Origin of the sequence: Streptomyces anulatus (assembly GCF_000721175.1) — a bacterium.
In the GTDB taxonomy this organism is placed as follows: domain Bacteria; phylum Actinomycetota; class Actinomycetes; order Streptomycetales; family Streptomycetaceae; genus Streptomyces; species Streptomyces anulatus_C.
Window position 1 is genome coordinate 112,968 of sequence record NZ_JOEZ01000021.1, and the last position, 15,961, is coordinate 128,928.

Here is a 15,961-nt window from a genome sequence, read left to right on the forward strand (position 1 = left end):
CCCCGGTAGAGTGGGCGTCCCACCCACAACTCCAGAGAACATCTCCACAGGGGCGCCGGGAAGTCTGGTCGGCACATCGATCAGTCATGCCCTCACACCGCCCGACCTGGAGGTCCCTCTCGTGGCACCGCCCAACCCGTCCACCCCCACACCGCCCCAGCGCCCGCTGCTCGGCAGGCTCTCCCTCCCCGAGCGGAACTACGTGGCGGAGGCGCTCCGCACCGAGACGGTCGGCGGTGTGCTGCTGCTGGTGGCGGCGGTCGCCGCACTCGTCTGGGCGAACACCTTCGGCGGCTCGTACGAGACGGTCAGCACGTTCCACTTCGGCATCGACGCCGTCGGCCTGGACCTCTCCGTGGCGCACTGGGCGGCGGACGGACTGCTCGCCGTCTTCTTCTTCGTCGCCGGTGTCGAGCTCAAGCGCGAACTGGTCGCGGGCGAGCTCCGCGATCCGAAGGCCGCGGCCCTCCCCGTGGTGGCGGCCCTGTGCGGCATGGCGGTGCCCGCCCTCGTCTACTTCCTCACCGCGGTCGTCGGCGGCGGCTCGACGAACGGCTGGGCGGTTCCGACGGCCACCGACATCGCCTTCGCACTCGCCGTCCTCGCGGTGATCGGCACCTCGCTGCCGTCCGCGCTGCGGGCCTTCCTGCTCACCCTGGCCGTCGTCGACGACCTGTTCGCCATCCTGATCATCGCGGTGTTCTTCACCTCGGACCTGAACTTCATGGCGCTCGGCGGAGCCGTCCTCGGCCTGGCCGTCTTCTACCTCCTCCTCCGCTTCGACGTCCGGGGCTGGTACGTCTACGTGCCGCTCGCCCTGGTCATCTGGGGCCTGATGTACAACAGCGGCATCCACGCCACCATCGCCGGTGTCGCGATGGGCCTGATGCTGCGCTGCAGCCGCCGCGAGGGCGAGAAGCACTCCCCGGGCGAGCACATCGAGCACCTGGTCCGCCCGTTGTCGGCCGGGGTCGCCGTCCCCCTGTTCGCCCTGTTCTCGGCCGGGGTGGCGCTGAACGGCGAAGCGCTGGCGGGTGTCTTCACCCGGCCCGAGGCGCTCGGCGTCGTCCTCGGTCTCGTCGTCGGCAAGACCGTCGGCATCTTCGGCGGCACCTACCTCGCCGCCCGCTTCACCAAGGCGGAGCTGAACAAGGACCTGGCCTGGGCCGATGTCCTCGCACTCGCCTCGCTTGCCGGCATCGGGTTCACGGTCTCGCTGCTCATCGGCGAGCTCGCCTTCGAGGGCGACCCGGAGATGATCAACGAGATCAAGGCCGCCGTACTGCTCGGCTCACTGATCGCGGCCCTGCTCGCCTGCGTGCTGCTCAAACTCCGGGTGCGCAGGTACAAGGAGCTGTACGAGGCCGAGGAGCGGGACGAGGACGGTTCCGGGGTACCCGACATCTACGAGCAGGATGATCCGGAGTATCACCTGCGGATGGCCGCCATCCTTGAGAACAAGGCGGCCGAACACCGCCGTCTCGCCGAAGAGCGGGCGGGGGCAGCGCGCGACAAGCCGAACAGTCCGGCATGATCTGACATCGGATGTGTCGAAGACGGAGAGGGAGTCAGGGATGAGCGACCCCGGCAACTACGCGGGCAGTGCGGACCGCAGCATCGGGCAGCTGGTCGCCTCGGCGACGGCCGAGATGTCCGCGCTGGTGCACGACGAGATCGCCCTGGCCAAGGCGGAGGTGCGGCAGGACGTCAGGCGCGGGGCGATCGGCAGCGTGGCGTTCGTCGCCGCGGGCGTGCTGCTCCTGTTCATGATGCCGATGCTGAGCTTCGCGGCCGCGTACGGGATCCACAACCTGGGCATGGGTCTGGCCTGGTCCTTCCTGATCGTGGCCGGCGGCTTCTTCCTGCTGGCCCTGCTGATCGGGTTCATCGGCCTGCGGAAGTTCAAGAAGATCAAGCCGCCGGAGAAGTCCATCGCCTCCGCCAAGCAGACCGCCGCCGTCCTGCAGAACGCCAAGCCGCACCCGCGCGCGTCCATCACGGCCGACGCGATCATCGAGCGCTCCGGCAGCAGCCTGGCGAAGAAGAGCATCGAGAGCGGCTCCGGTAAGGACGAGGCCGCCGCTGTGGCACGCTCGTCCACATGACCGTTCCCGATTCCAGCGCATTCGGCCCGACGGGTCCGGTGGGTCCCGTGGGCCCGGCCGCCCCGCCGGCCCCGGCATCCCCGGCCGCCACGAGCCCCGCGGGCCGGACCGCTCCCGCCGGGGGGCCGGTCCGCCTCGACGGCCCCTGGACCCACCGCGACGTGGCGGCCAACGGTGCGCGGTTCCACATCGCGGAGATGGGCGAGGGGCCGCTGGTACTCCTGCTGCACGGCTTCCCGCAGTTCTGGTGGACCTGGCGTCACCAGATGACCGCGCTCGCCGACGCGGGCTTCCGGGCGGTCGCGATGGACCTGCGCGGGGTCGGCGGCAGCGACCGCACACCGCGCGGTTACGACCCCGCCAACCTGGCCCTCGACGTCACCGGGGTGATCCGCTCCCTCGGGGAGCCCGACGCAGCGCTGGTCGGCCACGACCTCGGCGGCTACCTCGCCTGGACGGCCGCCGTGATGCGGCCCAAGCTGGTCCGCCGGCTCGCCGTCTCCTCCATGCCGCACCCGCGCCGCTGGCGCTCCTCCATGCTGTCCGACTTCGCCCAGTCGCGGGCCGGTTCGTACGTCTGGGGTTTCCAGCGCCCGTGGCTGCCGGAGCGGCAGCTCCTCGCGGACGACGCCGCCCTGGTGGGGGGCCTCATCCAGGACTGGGCGGGCCCCCGCACCCCGGAGTTCCCCGACGAGGAGACCCTGGACGTCTACCGGCGGGCCATGAGCATCCCCTCCACCGCCCACTGCTCGATCGAGCCGTACCGCTGGATGGTCCGGTCGATGGCGCGTCCGGACGGGATCCAGTTCAACCGGCGGATGAAGCGTCCGGTCCGGGTGCCCACACTGCACCTGCACGGATCGCTCGATCCGGCGGTCCGCACCCGTAGTTCCGCGGGGTCCGGCCAGTACGTCGAGGCGCCCTACCGGTGGCGACTTTTCGACGGTGTCGGGCACTTCCCGCACGAGGAGGATCCGATCGGCTTCTCCACCGAACTCATCAACTGGCTCAAGGACCCCGAGCCCGATCGGTAGCCGCCCGCCCGGCGTGGGCACACGTGTCTGACGAACAGCCAATTGCCTGCCGCATAGGCCAATTGGCTGACTCGCGCACGATTACCGACCTTGGGACACGGGCAGACGTCGGGTATGGGCTGGACGCACGACTTCACCGACGAAGCACGCAACCGCCGCTCCACCGCGTCAGCCGGTGTGAGCACTCATGAGGGGGGCGGCCCTCGGGGCCGGGTGCACGATGTGCATGACCTTCACCGCTCCCGTCTCGGGATTCCGCGCATCCTCCGCCGTCGGGCCCGCTGGGTCTCCGCACGGCTCCGCCACCCCCGTAACTGACCCTCACCGGCTCGGCCAGGAAACGCCCTGGGGCGTGTTTCGAAAGTAGCGCCGTCCGCCCGGAGGGCGGGCTCGGCGGCGTCTGGTGCGTGCGATCGCAAGGCGGAGGGTCGCCCCGATACTGGATGTCTTGGCGAACACCACTCCGTACACCTTTCCGTCCGGAGTGAGCAGCGGGCCGCCCGAGTTGCCCTGACGCACCGTCGCGTAGAGCGAGTACACGTCGCGGCGCACCGTGCCCCGGTGGTAGATGTCCGGGCCGTCCGCGTCGATACGGGCGCGGACGCGGGCCGAGCGGACGTCGTACGCGCCGTTCTCCGGGAAGCCCGCGACGATCGCGCTGTCGCCGGTCTCCGCGTCGTCGTCCGGGCCGGTGAACTGCAGCGGCCTGGCCCGGAGATCGGGAACGTCCAGGACCGCGATGTCGCGCTGCCAGTCGTAGAGGACGACCTTCGCGTCGTACAGCCGGCCCTCGCCGCCGATCTGGACGGTGGGCTCGTCCACGCCGCCGACCACGTGGGCGTTGGTCATCACCCGGCGCTCGGAGAAGACGAAGCCGGTCCCCTCGAGGACCTTGCCGCAGCTCGGGGCCGTCCCCACGACCTTGACGATCGACTTCTTGGCGCGGGCGGCGACCGGGCTCCCCACGAGGGCCGGGTCCGGGGCCTTGACCTCGGTGATCGGCTCGTTGGCGAACGGGCTGAAGACCTGCGGGAAGCCGTTCTGCGCGAGGACGGACGAGAAGTCCTGGAACCAGCTGGGCGCCTGTTGGGGCATCACCCGGTCGACGCCGAGCAGGACCGAGGAGCTGCGGACCTCCTTGCCGAGCGTCGGCAGCGAGGTGCCCGCCAGCAGCAGGCCGATCATCCAGGCCACCAGCAGCATGGCCACCACATTGACCAGGGCGCCGCCGGTGGCGTCCAGGGCGCGCGCGGGCGACCACGTGATGTACCGGCGGAGTTTGTTGCCCAGGTGGGTGGTGAAGGCCTGGCCGATCGAGGCGCAGACGATCACGATGACGACCGCACCGATGGCGACCGCGGTGGAGACCTCGGCGTCCTCCGTCACCCGGTCCCAGATGACCGGCAGCAGATAGACGGCGACGAGCCCGCCCCCGAGGAAGCCCATCACCGACAGGATGCCGACGACGAAACCCTGGCGGTAGCCGATGACCGCGAACCACACGGCGGCGAGCAGCAGCAGGATGTCGAGCACGTTCACCGTCTATAGCCTCGCAGTTTCGTCACCTGGCCCGTCGTGGTGACGGGGTCCGGGCCGGCCCGGAGCAGCGCAGCAGGACAGCCAGCGTGTCATGCGCGCCAGTCGAGCGGCACCTGTCTGGCCCTGTCCCAGGGGCGTTCCCATCCCGCGTAGTGCACGATCCGGTCGATCACTCCGGCCGTGAAACCCCAGACCAGGGCCGATTCGACCAGGAATGCCGGGCCGCTGTGGCCGCTCGGGTGGACGGCCGTGGCCCGGTTCACGGGATCCGTGAGATCCGCCACGGGGACCGTGAAGACCCGGGCCGTCTCGGCCGGATCGACCACCCCGACCGGGCTGGGCGCCCGCCACCAGCCGAGCACGGGCGTCACGACGAAGCTGCTGACCGGGATGTAGAGCCGGGGCAGCACACCGAAGATCTGTACGCCCCGGGGGTCGAGGCCGGTCTCCTCCTCGGCCTCGCGCAGAGCCGCCCGCAGCGGCCCGGTGGTGGCCTGGTCGCCGTCCTCGGGGTCCAGTGCGCCGCCGGGGAAGGACGGCTGCCCGGCGTGGGAACGCAGGGTCCCGGAACGCTCCATGAGCAGCAGCTCGGGTCCGCGCTCCCCCTCGCCGAACAGGACCAGGACGGCCGACTGCCGGCCCGCCCCGCTCTCGGGCGGCAGGAAGCGGCTGAGCTGCTGAGGCCGGACGCTGCGGGCGGTGCTGGCGACGGGGTCGAGCCATGCGGGCAGGCCGTCGGTCGTGACGGCGACGGCCGCGTCAGGAGCACCGCCGCCACCGCTGTGCCCCGGCCCCTCGGCGGGGTCGTTCCCGGCGTGCGTCGTGCCGTGTGCGTGCGTGCCGTGTGTGTGCGTGTGCGTCATAGCCACCCCCGTCGTTTCTCAACGCCTGTCGCCGGCCATTTCGTTCCGGGCCGTTCCGTATCCAGGGGTGCCTTCACCGGGCCCCCAGCGTGGGCGCGGGCTTGCCCGGGTAGTCGGCGGGCGGGCTGAGCCGCTGGCCCGGGTAGCCGCCCATCTCGTACTTCAGGAGCTTCCTCGCCTTCTCCGGGTCGGTCTCGCCCTCCCCGTACGAAGGGCAGAGCGGGGCGATGGGGCAGGCCCCGCACGCGGGCTTGCGGGCGTGGCAGATGCGGCGGCCGTGGAACACCACGCGGTGCGAGAGCATCGTCCACTCGCTCTTCGGGAAGATCTCGGCGACCACCGCCTCGACCTTCACCGGGTCCTCCTCGTCGGTCCACTTCCAGCGCCGCACCAAGCGGCCGAAGTGCGTGTCGACGGTGATGCCGGGGACTCCGAACGCGTTGCCCAGGACGACGTTGGCGGTCTTGCGGCCGACTCCGGGCAGCTTCACGAGGTCCTCCAGACGTCCCGGCACCTCGCCGTCGAACTGGTCCCGGAGGGCGGCCGAGAGCCCTATGAGCGACTTGGTCTTGGCCCGGAAGAACCCGGTCGGCCGGATGATCTCCTCCATCTCCTCCGGCACGGCCGCCGCCATGTCCTCGGGAGTGGGGTAGGCGGCGAAGAGCGCGGGGGTGGTCTGGTTGACCCTCAGGTCGGTGGTCTGGGCGGAGAGGACCGTGGCCACGAGGAGCTCGAAGGGGTTACGGAAGTCCAGCTCGGGATGGGCGTACGGATAGACCTCGGCGAGCTCGCGGTTGATCCGGCGCGCCCGGCGGACCATCGCGAGATGCGACTCGGCCTTGGGCGCCTTGCGCGCGGTGGCCGCCTTGGCCGCGGCTGCCGTGCGAGCCGTTGCCGCCGTGGTCGCGGCCGCCTCGGCCGGGGCTGTCCTACGCGCCGGGGCCGTCTTGGCGGTCTTTCCAGGTTCAGCGGGTTCGGCGGGTTCAGCGGGTTCGGCGGGCGTTGACGATGGCGATGGCACTGCGGACCTCCTGGCCGACTTCCGGAGCGGCTTCCCCCGCTCTCCGGGGGAGCCGTGCGCCTCTCCGAGGGAGCCATTCGCGGCATTCTTCGGACGCGGCCGGGACTGTTCGCCCACAGCGGAATCATTGCCCTTCGGCACCCCGTCAGCCCCCTCGGCCTGCGCTCTCCCCGGCGTTCTGGACACCCGGCCAGCCTAGAGCCAGGCACCGACAACCACCGCTGTCACGGCGTATCCACCCCCGATCGGCCCCCTGCCGTAGGGTCCGACACGCCCGTGCGTCAAACTGGTTTGTGATTGATCGCACTGTTTTACCGTCCGGCATGATGGGGACCACGGTTCCCTGAACAGGCCGACAAGGAGAGAACTCGTGGACGACGTTCTGCGGCGCGCCCCGCTTTTCGCGGCGCTCGATGATGAGCAGGCCGCGGAGCTCCGCGCCTCGATGAGTGAGGTGACCCTCGCACGTGGAGACGCGCTGTTCCACGAGGGCGACCAGGGTGACCGCCTGTACGTGGTCACCGAGGGCAAGGTGAAGCTCCACCGCACCTCGCCCGACGGGCGCGAGAACATGCTGGCCGTGCTCGGCCCCGGCGAGCTGATCGGTGAGCTGTCGCTCTTCGACCCCGGCCCGCGTACGGCGACCGCCTCCGCGCTGACCGAGGTCAAGCTCCTCGGCCTCGGCCACGGCGACCTGCAGCCCTGGCTGAACGCCCGGCCCGAGGTGGCCACCGCCCTGCTGCGCGCGGTCGCCCGGCGGCTGCGCAAGACCAACGACCAGATGTCCGACCTGGTCTTCTCCGACGTGCCGGGCCGTGTCGCCCGCGCCCTCCTGGACCTGTCGCGCCGCTTCGGCGTCCAGTCCGAGGAAGGCATCCACGTCGTGCACGACCTCACCCAGGAGGAGCTGGCCCAGCTGGTCGGCGCCTCCCGCGAGACGGTCAACAAGGCGCTCGCGGACTTCGCGGGCCGCGGCTGGCTTCGCCTCGAGGCCCGTGCGGTCATCCTGCTGGACGTGGAGCGGCTGGCGAAGCGTTCGCGCTGACCCCCGCCCCGTACGCGACTGACGTGACAGACGCGATCTGACGCGATGGGCCCCGTGCCGACCGGAGTACGTCCGGCCGGCGCGGGGCCCTTCCGTCCACTCCTAGGTGATTGATTCCAAGGGATAGCTGCGCGGATGCAGGTTCCCGTTTCTGGTGGCGGAAGCCCCATTGGGGTGGCGGCGCGATGGCGGATACGCCACCGAAGCGGGGATGCGAGGCGGTTGCCCTCAGCAGTTCAGCGTGAACGAGGCTTCCCCGTGGGATCGGCCGTTGACCTGGAGCTGCACCAGATGGACACCCGGGTGGTAGCGCCGCGTGCTGATCGGCTTGAAGGAGTGTCTGCGTGTCGCGCGCCACGTCTCGCCGGGAGCCAGGGACCGCGTGGTGAGTTTGAAGACCTTGGGGGTGCGGGTCCCGTTGGCCTTCATATGGAGGAGGACGTAGTCGACGACGAGGTGAGCGGTCTGATCGTGAGTGTTGGTCACCGAGTAGTCGAACACCAGATAATCGCCGACCCGGATCTCCGAGGTGTGGACGTGCGGGCCCTCGACAGCGACGGGAGCGTCCGGGGAGTGGCCGAGCAGCGTAAGGGCCCCTGCGTGGCCGGACTTGATCAGGGTCCGCAGGCCGTGCCGTACCAACCGGGTCGTCGTCGGTGCCGGGTCGCTCAGCCAGCGCGCCGCGACACCAGCGGCGATGTCGGGGTGGTCACGGCTGATGTCGTTGAGGTGGTTGGCCACTGATCTGCGGACGTACTCGGAGTCATCCCGGTACAGCGCGTCGAGCAGGGGCAGTGCGGGTCTCGGATCCGCGATCAGCTCCGGAAGCTGGGGCGCCCAGGGCAGTCTTGGCCGCGTGCCCTCACTGGCCAGTCGGCGGACGTGGAGGTCGGGATGGGCGGTCCACGGCGTCATGACCCGGAGCGCGCGTTCCAGGTCGGCACGGAGGAAGGGCCGGACGGCGATCTCCGCGGTCAGGCGCGGGGTGAGTTCTGCCAGCAGGGTGAGCGCCGGTTCGAAGGCGTCCCGGCCCCGTACGGCGACGGCCTCGGTGACAGGGAAGATCATCCATCCGGTGAAATCTCCGTCTCGCAGTGCGGCGCGCAACACGTTCGCGAAGGCCGGGTAGTCCGCCGGAAGATCAGCCAGGACGGCATTCCTGATCAGGGCGACGCGCTCGGTGAAGCTCAGCCCGTCCAGGGCGGCGCCGCACCCCCGGGTCTCATGCGCAGTGATCCCGTCACCGGCTCGCGTAAGGCATCGGGCGAGGTCGGCGACGGTGTCCGCGCTGAGTAGTTCGTCTGCCGAGGGCACAGCGTCATTCTCCTTGATCTCGGGGGCTATGCGGTGTGCAGGACCTGAGCGTGCCGCATCTCGTGCACTGTGCCGATTCGGCTGAAGAAGCCCTGTGCCCGTGGGTCGGTCGGCATTTCCTTGGCCGCGCGCTCGGCGACGGCGGCGGACGACCAGATGATGAAGTCCAGGACGGTGCCGTCGTCGAACTGGGCGAGGTGGGCGCCCTGAAAGCCGTCGCCGTAGTGCTCCCTGAGTAGTTCGACGAGCTGCTCTCGGTGGGCAGTGAGGGCGGCGGGGTCGTCGGTGTCGAACCTGACGTACTCGATGGTTGCACTCATGGCATCACCCTTCGTCGAACATGTGACTCACGGAGTTGGCGGATCAAATCCGTGAGCTGAAGTTATCACGGGTTCGCTGACCTGAATCCAGTAGATTGAGGGGCATGACCATCCGGGACCTGCAGGAAATGCCGTGGATCGGCGAGGACCCGGTCCTCGACCTGGCCAACACAGTCGTCGTAGGCGCAGGCCCGGGGCGCGGCGACGTCGACTTCCTAGCCGACCGGGAACTCACCAGGCGATGGCGCGCCCGCGCCGCCGACCGCAGATTGGCCGCCCTCTCCTTGGAGGAGCTGGAGCGGCTGCGTGGGTTGGTCCGCGACGCGCTGGACGCGGCAGCCGGACAGCGGCCACTTACCGACAGTCTGCGGACCCGCCTGAACGAACTCGCCTCGTCCGCCCCCGTCGTCTTCCGGATGACCGGCGACGGCCTGCTCGCACAGCAGGAACAGGGTGGCGGCGCCGACGCCGTCGTCGCCCGCGAGACGCTCGTCCTGGCCGCGGGTCCAGACCGTCAGCGGGTGCGGCGCTGCCACGCCCCCAGTTGCGGCATGTTCTTCCTGGCCAGGCGCCGTGACCAGGCATGGTGCTCCCTCGGCTGCGGCAACCGGGCGAGGTCCACCCGGCGCCAGCCACGAGAGACGGGAACACACAGCTGATGAGACAGGGGAACCCGAAGTCAGGTTGTGACACCAGACTTGGACTCCCTCGCGACCGCACTCCATGCGGAGACCGACGACCTGCTGAAGGGTTCGCCGCAGCTTGCTCCGTGGCGGCCGGCGGTGGGTATCGCCCCGAAGCTCACCGACGCCGAGCTGGTCACCCTTGCGATGACGCAGGCCATGCTCGGCTTCACCTCCGAGGCCCGGTGGCTCCGCCATGCCCGCTCCCACCTGCGGCACCTCTTCCCGTACCTTCCGAAGCAGCCCGGCTACAACAAGCGCCTGCGCAAGGCGGCCGAGCTGCTCCGACGGGTCACCCGGCTGCTGGCCACCGATACCTCGGTGTGGAGCGACGACGTGTGGGTCGCGGACTCCACTCCGGTGGAATGCGGCCGTTCACGCGAGACCGTCAAACGCTCCGACCTGGCCGGATGGGCCGAGTACGGGTACTGCGCCAGCCACAGCCGCTTCTTCTGGGGCCTTCGGCTGCACCTGGTGTGCACCCTCCAGGGCCTGCCCGTCGCCTTCGCCCTGACCGGAGCCAAGGCCGACGAGCGCGAGACCCTGGTGGACCTGCTCGCCGCCGAACCGGCCCTCCTCACCAGCCGACCCGGCCAGACGCTGATCGACGACAAGAACTACTTCGGCCGTGACTTCGAACATCAACTGGCCGAGCAGGACATCCGGCTACTGCGGCCGGCCCGCAAGGGCGAGCCGAAACGGCCCGGCGCACCCCTGTTCAAGCCCTTGCGGCAGGTCATCGAGTCAGTCAGCGAGACCTTCAAGGGCCAGCTCGATCTCGAACAGCATCGAGGACGCACGCCGGGCGGGGTCATCACCCGCGTCATGCAGCGCATCCTCGCGCTGACCGCAGCGATCTGGCACAACGACCACATGGGGCAGCCCGTCCTGCGCTCACTGACCGCCTATGACCACTGACCCCTTGGAATCGATCATCTAGATGAGCCCGTGCCCGGCGAGGTACTCCAGCTGCGCCCGCACCGACAGCTCGGCGGCCGGCCACAGGGAGCGGTCCACGTCGGCGTACACCTTCGCCACCACCTCCGACGGCGCACGGTGCCCGGCCTCCACCGCCGTCTCCACCTGGGCGAGCCGGTGCGCGCGGTGGGCCAGGTAGAACTCCACCGCCCCCTGCGCGTCGTCCAGGACCGGCCCGTGGCCCGGCAGCACCGTGTGGACGCCGTCGTCGACCGTCAGCGACCGCAGCCGCCTGAGCGAGTCCAGGTAGTCGCCGAGCCGCCCGTCCGGGTGCGCGACCACCGTCGTACCGCGGCCGAGGACCGTGTCGCCCGTCAGCACCGCCCGGTCGGCGGGCAGATGGAACGAGAGCGAGTCCGCGGTGTGCCCCGGTGTCGGCACCACGCGCAGCTCCAGGCCGCCGGTGGTGATCACGTCGCCCGCCGCGAGGCCCTCGTCGCCCAGCCGCAGCGCCGCGTCCAGGGCCCGCACCTTCGTGCCCGTCAGCTCCGCGAACCGGCCCGCGCCCCCCGCGTGGTCGGGGTGCCCGTGGGTGAGCAGCGTGAGGCCCACGCGTCTCCCGGACCGCTGCACCGCCCCGATCACGGCCCGCAGGTGTACGTCGTCGGGCGGCCCGGGATCGATGACGACCGCGAGGTCGGAGTCGGGCTCGGCCACGATCCAGGTGTTCGTCCCGTCGAGCGTCATCGCGGACGGGTTGGGCGCGAGGACGTTGACCGTACGTGCGGTCGCGGGGCCGGAGACCACCGTTCCGCGCGGCTGTCCGGGCAGGGCGGCTGCGTCGCTCACGCGGCACCCCCGGATCCCGCCGCGGGCACGTGCTTGGTGAACTCGTCGTGCCCCGGCCAGCTCAGCACCAGCTCGTCGCCCTCCAGACGGGCCTGCGCGAGCACCGGGGTCATGTCCTGCCCGTCAGCCGCCCCGAGCGCCTCGGCGGCCGTCCTGTACGGCGCGAGGGCTCGCAGCGTGGTCACGGTGGGCGGCATCATCAGCAGCTCGCCCGCGTCGTAGCGGCGGGCCGCCTCGGCGGCGGCGATCCACACCGTGCGGTCGGCCTCGGTGGAGACGTCCCGGGTGCGCTGCCCCTCGGGGAGCGCGGCGACGAAGAACCAGGTGTCGTAGCGGCGCGGTTCGAACTCCGGGGTGATCCAGCGCGCCCAGGCGCCCAGCAGGTCCGAGCGCAGCACCAGGCCGCGCCGGTCCAGGAACTCCGCGAAGGACAGGTCCCGGGCGACCAGTGCCTCCCGGTCGGCCTCCCAGTCCTCGCCCGTCGTGTCGCCGACCACGGTCGTGGCGGTGGGCCCGGCGAGGAGGACGCCCGCCTCCTCGAACGTCTCGCGCACGGCCGCGCAGACGACGGCCTGCGCCTCGGTGACCGTCGCCACGCCGAGCCGGTCGGCCCAGTGCTCCAGCGGGGGCCCGGCCCACCCGATCAGCCGGTCGTCGTCGCGCGGATCGACCCCGCCACCCGGATAGGCGTACGCGCCTCCGGCGAACGCCATGGAGGTCCGGCGGCGAAGCATGTGCACGACAGGCCCGCGCGCCCCGGACCCGGACCCGGCCGGGTCACCGCCCTGCACGCCCGGGCCACCGCCCAGCCCGCCCGGATCGCCGTCCTGCACGGCCCGATCACGGAGCAGCATCACCGTGGCGGCCCGCCGGGGTGTCACGGCCGTCAGCTCACCGGCGGCGAGGGCCCGGATCCGGTCGGGCCATTCCGGGGGGTACCACTGACCTTGGGACATGGCCGGAGGCTATCCGGAACCGCGCCGATGTTCGAGAGGCTCCCTGAGCATCGCGGTGACCCGACATGCCCCGTACACGCCCGCCATGCCCCGTACGCACGCGATCCCGCCCGGTCGCGGGACCGGACGGGATCGGAAGGACGAACGGAAAAGGGTTCTCAGGCGTCGACGAGCTCCACCTGGACCTCGACCTCGACCGGTGCGTCCAGCGGCAGCACGGCGACGCCCACGGCGCTGCGGGCGTGCACGCCCTTGTCGCCGAGGACCGCGCCCAGCAGCTCGCTGGCGCCGTTGATCACGGCGGGCTGCCCGGTGAAGTCGGAGGCCGAGGCGACGAAGCCCACGACCTTCACGACGCGCTTGATCCGGTCCAGGTCGCCGGCGACCGACTTCACGGCGGCCAGGGCGTTGAGCGCGCAGGTCTTCGCGAGCTCCTTCGCCTCGTCCGGAGTGACCTCGGCGCCGACCTTGCCGGTGACGGCGAGCTTGCCGTCCACCATCGGCAGCTGGCCCGAGGTGTACACGTACACCCCGGACTGCACGGCCGGCTGGTACGAGGCCAGCGGTGGCACGACGGCGGGCAGGGTCAGGCCGAGCTCGGCGAGCCGCGCCTCGACGGCGCCCGCCATTACGCCTTCTCCCGCTTCAGGTAGGCCACGAGCTGCTCGGGGTTGTTCGGGCCGGGAACGACCTGGACCAGCTCCCAGCCGTCCTCGCCCCAGGTGTCCAGAATCTGCTTGGTCGCGTGCACGAGAAGGGGCACGGTCGCGTATTCCCACTTGGTCATGGGCCCGACTGTAACGCCTGGCACGTCCGGTCCCGTGCGTAGCCCGGGGCCGGACTGGTTAGGCTCGAATACGTGAGCAGGTTCCAGGTCGTCAGCGGCAAGGGCGGTACCGGTAAGACCACGGTCGCCGCCGCCCTCGCGCTCGCCCTCGCGACCGAGGGCAGGCGCACCCTCCTCGTCGAGGTCGAGGGCAGGCAGGGCATCGCCCAGCTCTTCGATTCCGACGCGCTCCCCTACGAGGAGCGCAAGATCGCCGTCGCGCCGGGCGGCGGCGAGGTGTACGCGCTGGCCATCGACGCCGAGCGCGCGCTCCTCGACTACCTCCAGATGTTCTACAAGCTCGGCAGCGCCGGCCGCGCCCTGAAGAAGCTCGGCGCGATCGACTTCGCCACCACCATCGCGCCCGGTGTGCGGGACGTCCTGCTGACCGGCAAGGCGTGCGAAGCCGTACGCCGCAAGGACAAGCAGGGCCGGTTCGTCTACGACCACGTGATCATGGACGCCCCGCCGACCGGCCGGATCACCCGCTTCCTGAACGTCAACGACGAGGTCGCCGGGCTGGCCAGGATCGGCCCCATACACAACCAGGCCCAGGCCGTGATGCGGGTCCTGAAGTCTCCGCAGACCGCGGTCCACCTGGTGACCCTCCTGGAGGAGATGCCGGTCCAGGAGACCGCGGACGGCATCGCCGAGCTGCGCGCCGCCGAACTGCCGGTGGGCAGCGTCTTCGTGAACATGGTCCGTCCGCACCTGCTGGACGAGGACGCCCTGCGCACCGCCGCGGGCGGCCGCCGCAAGGAGATCGCCAAGGCGCTCACCCGGGCCGGAGTGACCGGTTCCGCGGCCCTCGTGCGCCCCCTGGTCGAGCAGGCGGCCCAGCACGCCGAGCGGGTCGGCCTGGAGCGGGAGCAGCGCGCGGTGCTGGCCGGTCTCGGCCTGCCGACGGCGGAGCTCCCGCTGATCGGCGACGGGGTGGACCTCGCCGCGCTGCACGACCTGGCCACGGAGCTCCGTAAGCAGGGCGCGGGCGAAGAGGGGGACGCATGACGGCGGACACACCCGTTACGGATCCGGCGCTGCCGGCGGCCGACGGCGGGCTGGACACGGACGCGCTGCTGGACGACCCGGGCATCCGGATCGTCGTGTGCTGCGGCTCCGGCGGGGTCGGCAAGACCACGACCGCCGCCGCCCTCGGCGTACGGGCCGCCGAGCGCGGCCGGAAGGTCGTCGTCCTCACCATCGACCCGGCCCGCCGGCTCGCCCAGTCCATGGGCATCGACCGTCTGGACAACGTGCCCCGGCGGGTCGACGGCATCGGCGGCGAGGGCGAACTGCACGCCATGATGCTCGACATGAAGCGGACCTTCGACGAGACCGTCGAGGCGCACGCGGACGCCGAACGGGCCAGGGCGATCCTGGAGAACCCCTTCTACCAGTCCCTGTCGGCCGGGTTCGCCGGTACGCAGGAGTACATGGCGATGGAGAAGCTCGGGCAGCTACGGGCACGCGACGAGTGGGACCTGATCATCGTCGACACCCCTCCCTCGCGCTCCGCGCTGGACTTCCTGGACGCGCCGAAGCGGCTCGGGTCGTTCCTCGACGGAAAGTTCATCCGGCTGCTGATGGCGCCCGCGAAGGTGGGCGGCCGGGCCGGGATGAAGTTCCTCAATGTCGGTATGTCGATGATGAGCGGAACCCTGGGCAAGCTGCTCGGGGGTCAGTTCCTGCGGGACGTCCAGACGTTCGTCGCCGCGATGGACACCATGTTCGGCGGCTTCCGCAGCCGCGCGGACGCCACGTACAAGCTGCTCCAGGCGCCCGGCACGGCCTTTCTCGTGGTCGCGACCCCGGAACAGGACGCGCTGCGCGAGGCCGCCTACTTCGTGGAACGGCTGGCCGCCGAGGACATGCCGCTGGCCGGTCTGGTCCTCAACCGCGTGCACGGCAGCGAGGCTTCGCGGCTCTCCGCCGAGCAGGCGCTGACCGCCGCAGAAAATCTTGACGACACCCGCATTGTGGATCAGAGGACCGGGAAAGCTGGCCTTGGTGACCAGGAAGACCCCGATCCGGCGGTCACCGCTTCCGGAACGACCGAGCCGCCCCTCTCCCCCGAGGCCGGGCAGGCGTCCGGCCCCGAGCCCGCAGCCGAGCACCAGGACACGACGGAGAACGAACCGCCCCACGAGAACATCGCGGACACCGCGACCGCCCCTGAGGCCGGCATCGTCGACGCGAACGGCACCGTCGACGCGAACGACGTCATCAGCATCGAGGAACTGACGGCGGGTCTGCTGCGCCTGCACGCCGAGCGCATGCAGGTCGTCGCCCGCGAGCACCGCACCCGCGACCGCTTCACCGCGCTCCACCCCGAGGTGGCGGTGACGGCCGTGGCGGCGCTGCCCGGCGACGTACACGACCTGGACGGCCTCCGGGCCATCGGCGACCGGCTGGCGGGCGGTTCCGCCCCGGCTCCGGCCGGAGCGGCGTAGACACCCTCCCGAGCGGCGGGGCCTGACCTCGTGGTGCC

At 71.0% G+C, this 15,961-nt stretch carries 18 protein-coding genes; 9 read left to right on the forward strand and 9 right to left on the reverse strand.

Annotated features, from left to right (window positions below):
• Positions 1 to 121: 121 nt before the first annotated feature.
• The 4 genes from nhaA (at position 122) to IG90_RS46110 (ending at position 3,457) form a co-directional block, all read left to right on the forward strand.
• Positions 122 to 1,534, forward strand: coding sequence for a Na+/H+ antiporter NhaA (gene nhaA / locus IG90_RS0124345; protein WP_030588383.1), 1,413 nt, complete (start codon positions 122 to 124; stop codon positions 1,532 to 1,534).
• Positions 1,535 to 1,574: 40 nt separating this feature from the next.
• A complete protein-coding gene (locus tag IG90_RS0124350) occupies positions 1,575 to 2,105 on the forward strand; it encodes a phage holin family protein (RefSeq protein ID WP_030588386.1) in 531 nt (176 codons plus the stop codon).
• Positions 2,102 to 3,139 carry an alpha/beta fold hydrolase gene (locus IG90_RS0124355; protein WP_030588389.1) on the forward strand — a complete coding sequence of 346 codons (1,038 nt, stop codon included), beginning with the start codon at positions 2,102 to 2,104 and terminating at the stop codon, positions 3,137 to 3,139. Before IG90_RS0124350 ends, IG90_RS0124355 begins: the two co-directional genes overlap by 4 nt.
• A gap of 114 nt (positions 3,140 to 3,253) precedes the next feature.
• Positions 3,254 to 3,457 carry a hypothetical protein gene (locus tag IG90_RS46110; protein WP_073740733.1) on the forward strand — a complete coding sequence of 68 codons (204 nt, stop codon included), beginning with the start codon at positions 3,254 to 3,256 and terminating at the stop codon, positions 3,455 to 3,457.
• Positions 3,458 to 3,460: 3 nt separating this feature from the next.
• Here the strand turns inward: IG90_RS46110 and IG90_RS0124360 are convergent, their stop codons facing one another.
• The 3 genes from IG90_RS0124360 to nth form a co-directional block, all read right to left on the reverse strand.
• On the reverse strand, positions 3,461 to 4,678 hold the full coding sequence (locus IG90_RS0124360) for a MarP family serine protease (RefSeq protein WP_342447237.1): 1,218 nt from the start codon (positions 4,676 to 4,678) through the stop codon (positions 3,461 to 3,463).
• Between the two features lie 89 nt (positions 4,679 to 4,767).
• Complete coding sequence (locus IG90_RS0124365; RefSeq protein ID WP_030588394.1) at positions 4,768 to 5,541, reverse strand: NUDIX hydrolase; 774 nt, start codon at positions 5,539 to 5,541, stop codon at positions 4,768 to 4,770.
• A 73-nt stretch (positions 5,542 to 5,614) separates the two neighbouring features.
• On the reverse strand, positions 5,615 to 6,562 hold the full coding sequence (gene nth, locus IG90_RS0124370; RefSeq protein ID WP_233436044.1) for an endonuclease III: 948 nt from the start codon (positions 6,560 to 6,562) through the stop codon (positions 5,615 to 5,617).
• Between the two features lie 370 nt (positions 6,563 to 6,932).
• Here nth and IG90_RS0124375 point away from each other — a divergent pair, with 370 nt between their 5' ends.
• Positions 6,933 to 7,607 (forward strand): Crp/Fnr family transcriptional regulator, encoded by a 675-nt coding sequence (locus IG90_RS0124375; RefSeq protein ID WP_003967450.1) that lies wholly within the window; start codon positions 6,933 to 6,935, stop codon positions 7,605 to 7,607.
• Between the two features lie 228 nt (positions 7,608 to 7,835).
• Here the strand turns inward: IG90_RS0124375 and IG90_RS0124380 are convergent, their stop codons facing one another.
• A complete protein-coding gene (locus tag IG90_RS0124380) occupies positions 7,836 to 8,921 on the reverse strand; it encodes a DNA alkylation repair protein (protein WP_030588399.1) in 1,086 nt (361 codons plus the stop codon).
• 26 nt (positions 8,922 to 8,947) lie between these two features.
• A complete protein-coding gene (locus tag IG90_RS0124385; RefSeq protein WP_030588402.1) occupies positions 8,948 to 9,241 on the reverse strand; it encodes a hypothetical protein in 294 nt (97 codons plus the stop codon).
• 104 nt (positions 9,242 to 9,345) lie between these two features.
• Between IG90_RS0124385 and IG90_RS0124390 the strand changes: the two genes are divergently transcribed.
• Both IG90_RS0124390 and IG90_RS0124395 read left to right on the forward strand, forming a co-directional pair.
• Positions 9,346 to 9,900, forward strand: coding sequence for an ABATE domain-containing protein (locus tag IG90_RS0124390; RefSeq protein ID WP_030588405.1), 555 nt, complete (start codon positions 9,346 to 9,348; stop codon positions 9,898 to 9,900).
• Between the two features lie 27 nt (positions 9,901 to 9,927).
• Positions 9,928 to 10,842 carry an IS982 family transposase gene (locus IG90_RS0124395; RefSeq protein WP_030588408.1) on the forward strand — a complete coding sequence of 305 codons (915 nt, stop codon included), beginning with the start codon at positions 9,928 to 9,930 and terminating at the stop codon, positions 10,840 to 10,842.
• Between the two features lie 18 nt (positions 10,843 to 10,860).
• Here IG90_RS0124395 and IG90_RS0124400 read toward each other — a convergent pair whose 3' ends face one another.
• From IG90_RS0124400 to sp36, 4 genes are all read right to left on the reverse strand, one after another.
• A complete protein-coding gene (locus IG90_RS0124400; protein WP_030588412.1) occupies positions 10,861 to 11,691 on the reverse strand; it encodes an MBL fold metallo-hydrolase in 831 nt (276 codons plus the stop codon).
• Positions 11,688 to 12,647 (reverse strand): NUDIX hydrolase, encoded by a 960-nt coding sequence (locus IG90_RS0124405; RefSeq protein WP_030588415.1) that lies wholly within the window; start codon positions 12,645 to 12,647, stop codon positions 11,688 to 11,690. The genes IG90_RS0124400 and IG90_RS0124405 overlap by 4 nt, the downstream gene beginning before the upstream one ends.
• Before the next feature lie 158 nt (positions 12,648 to 12,805).
• Complete coding sequence (locus tag IG90_RS0124410; protein ID WP_030588418.1) at positions 12,806 to 13,276, reverse strand: RidA family protein; 471 nt, start codon at positions 13,274 to 13,276, stop codon at positions 12,806 to 12,808.
• Positions 13,276 to 13,434, reverse strand: a complete 159-nt coding sequence (gene sp36, locus IG90_RS43760) for a Sp36 family protein (RefSeq protein WP_003967454.1) — start codon at positions 13,432 to 13,434, stop codon at positions 13,276 to 13,278. Before sp36 ends, IG90_RS0124410 begins: the two co-directional genes overlap by 1 nt.
• Before the next feature lie 72 nt (positions 13,435 to 13,506).
• On the opposite strand from sp36, the gene bagA reads away from it, so the two are divergent.
• Positions 13,507 to 14,481 carry an ATPase BagA gene (gene bagA, locus IG90_RS0124420; RefSeq protein WP_030588422.1) on the forward strand — a complete coding sequence of 325 codons (975 nt, stop codon included), beginning with the start codon at positions 13,507 to 13,509 and terminating at the stop codon, positions 14,479 to 14,481.
• Positions 14,478 to 15,923 (forward strand): ATPase BagB, encoded by a 1,446-nt coding sequence (gene bagB / locus IG90_RS0124425; protein ID WP_030588425.1) that lies wholly within the window; start codon positions 14,478 to 14,480, stop codon positions 15,921 to 15,923. Before bagA ends, bagB begins: the two co-directional genes overlap by 4 nt.
• Positions 15,924 to 15,961 lie beyond the last annotated feature (38 nt).

Coding starts and splice junctions, on each gene's coding strand:
- IG90_RS0124390 (WP_030588405.1), top strand. CDS start 9,346: ATGACCATCCGGGACCTGCAGGAAATGCCGTGGATCGGCGAGGACCCG.
- bagB (WP_030588425.1), top strand. CDS start 14,478: ATGACGGCGGACACACCCGTTACGGATCCGGCGCTGCCGGCGGCCGAC.
- IG90_RS0124350 (WP_030588386.1), top strand. CDS start 1,575: ATGAGCGACCCCGGCAACTACGCGGGCAGTGCGGACCGCAGCATCGGG.
- IG90_RS0124410 (WP_030588418.1), bottom strand. CDS start 13,276: ATGGCGGGCGCCGTCGAGGCGCGGCTCGCCGAGCTCGGCCTGACCCTG.
- IG90_RS0124355 (WP_030588389.1), top strand. CDS start 2,102: ATGACCGTTCCCGATTCCAGCGCATTCGGCCCGACGGGTCCGGTGGGT.
- IG90_RS0124365 (WP_030588394.1), bottom strand. CDS start 5,541: ATGACGCACACGCACACACACGGCACGCACGCACACGGCACGACGCAC.
- IG90_RS0124385 (WP_030588402.1), bottom strand. CDS start 9,241: ATGAGTGCAACCATCGAGTACGTCAGGTTCGACACCGACGACCCCGCC.
- IG90_RS46110 (WP_073740733.1), top strand. CDS start 3,254: ATGGGCTGGACGCACGACTTCACCGACGAAGCACGCAACCGCCGCTCC.
- IG90_RS0124405 (WP_030588415.1), bottom strand. CDS start 12,647: ATGTCCCAAGGTCAGTGGTACCCCCCGGAATGGCCCGACCGGATCCGG.
- sp36 (WP_003967454.1), bottom strand. CDS start 13,434: ATGACCAAGTGGGAATACGCGACCGTGCCCCTTCTCGTGCACGCGACC.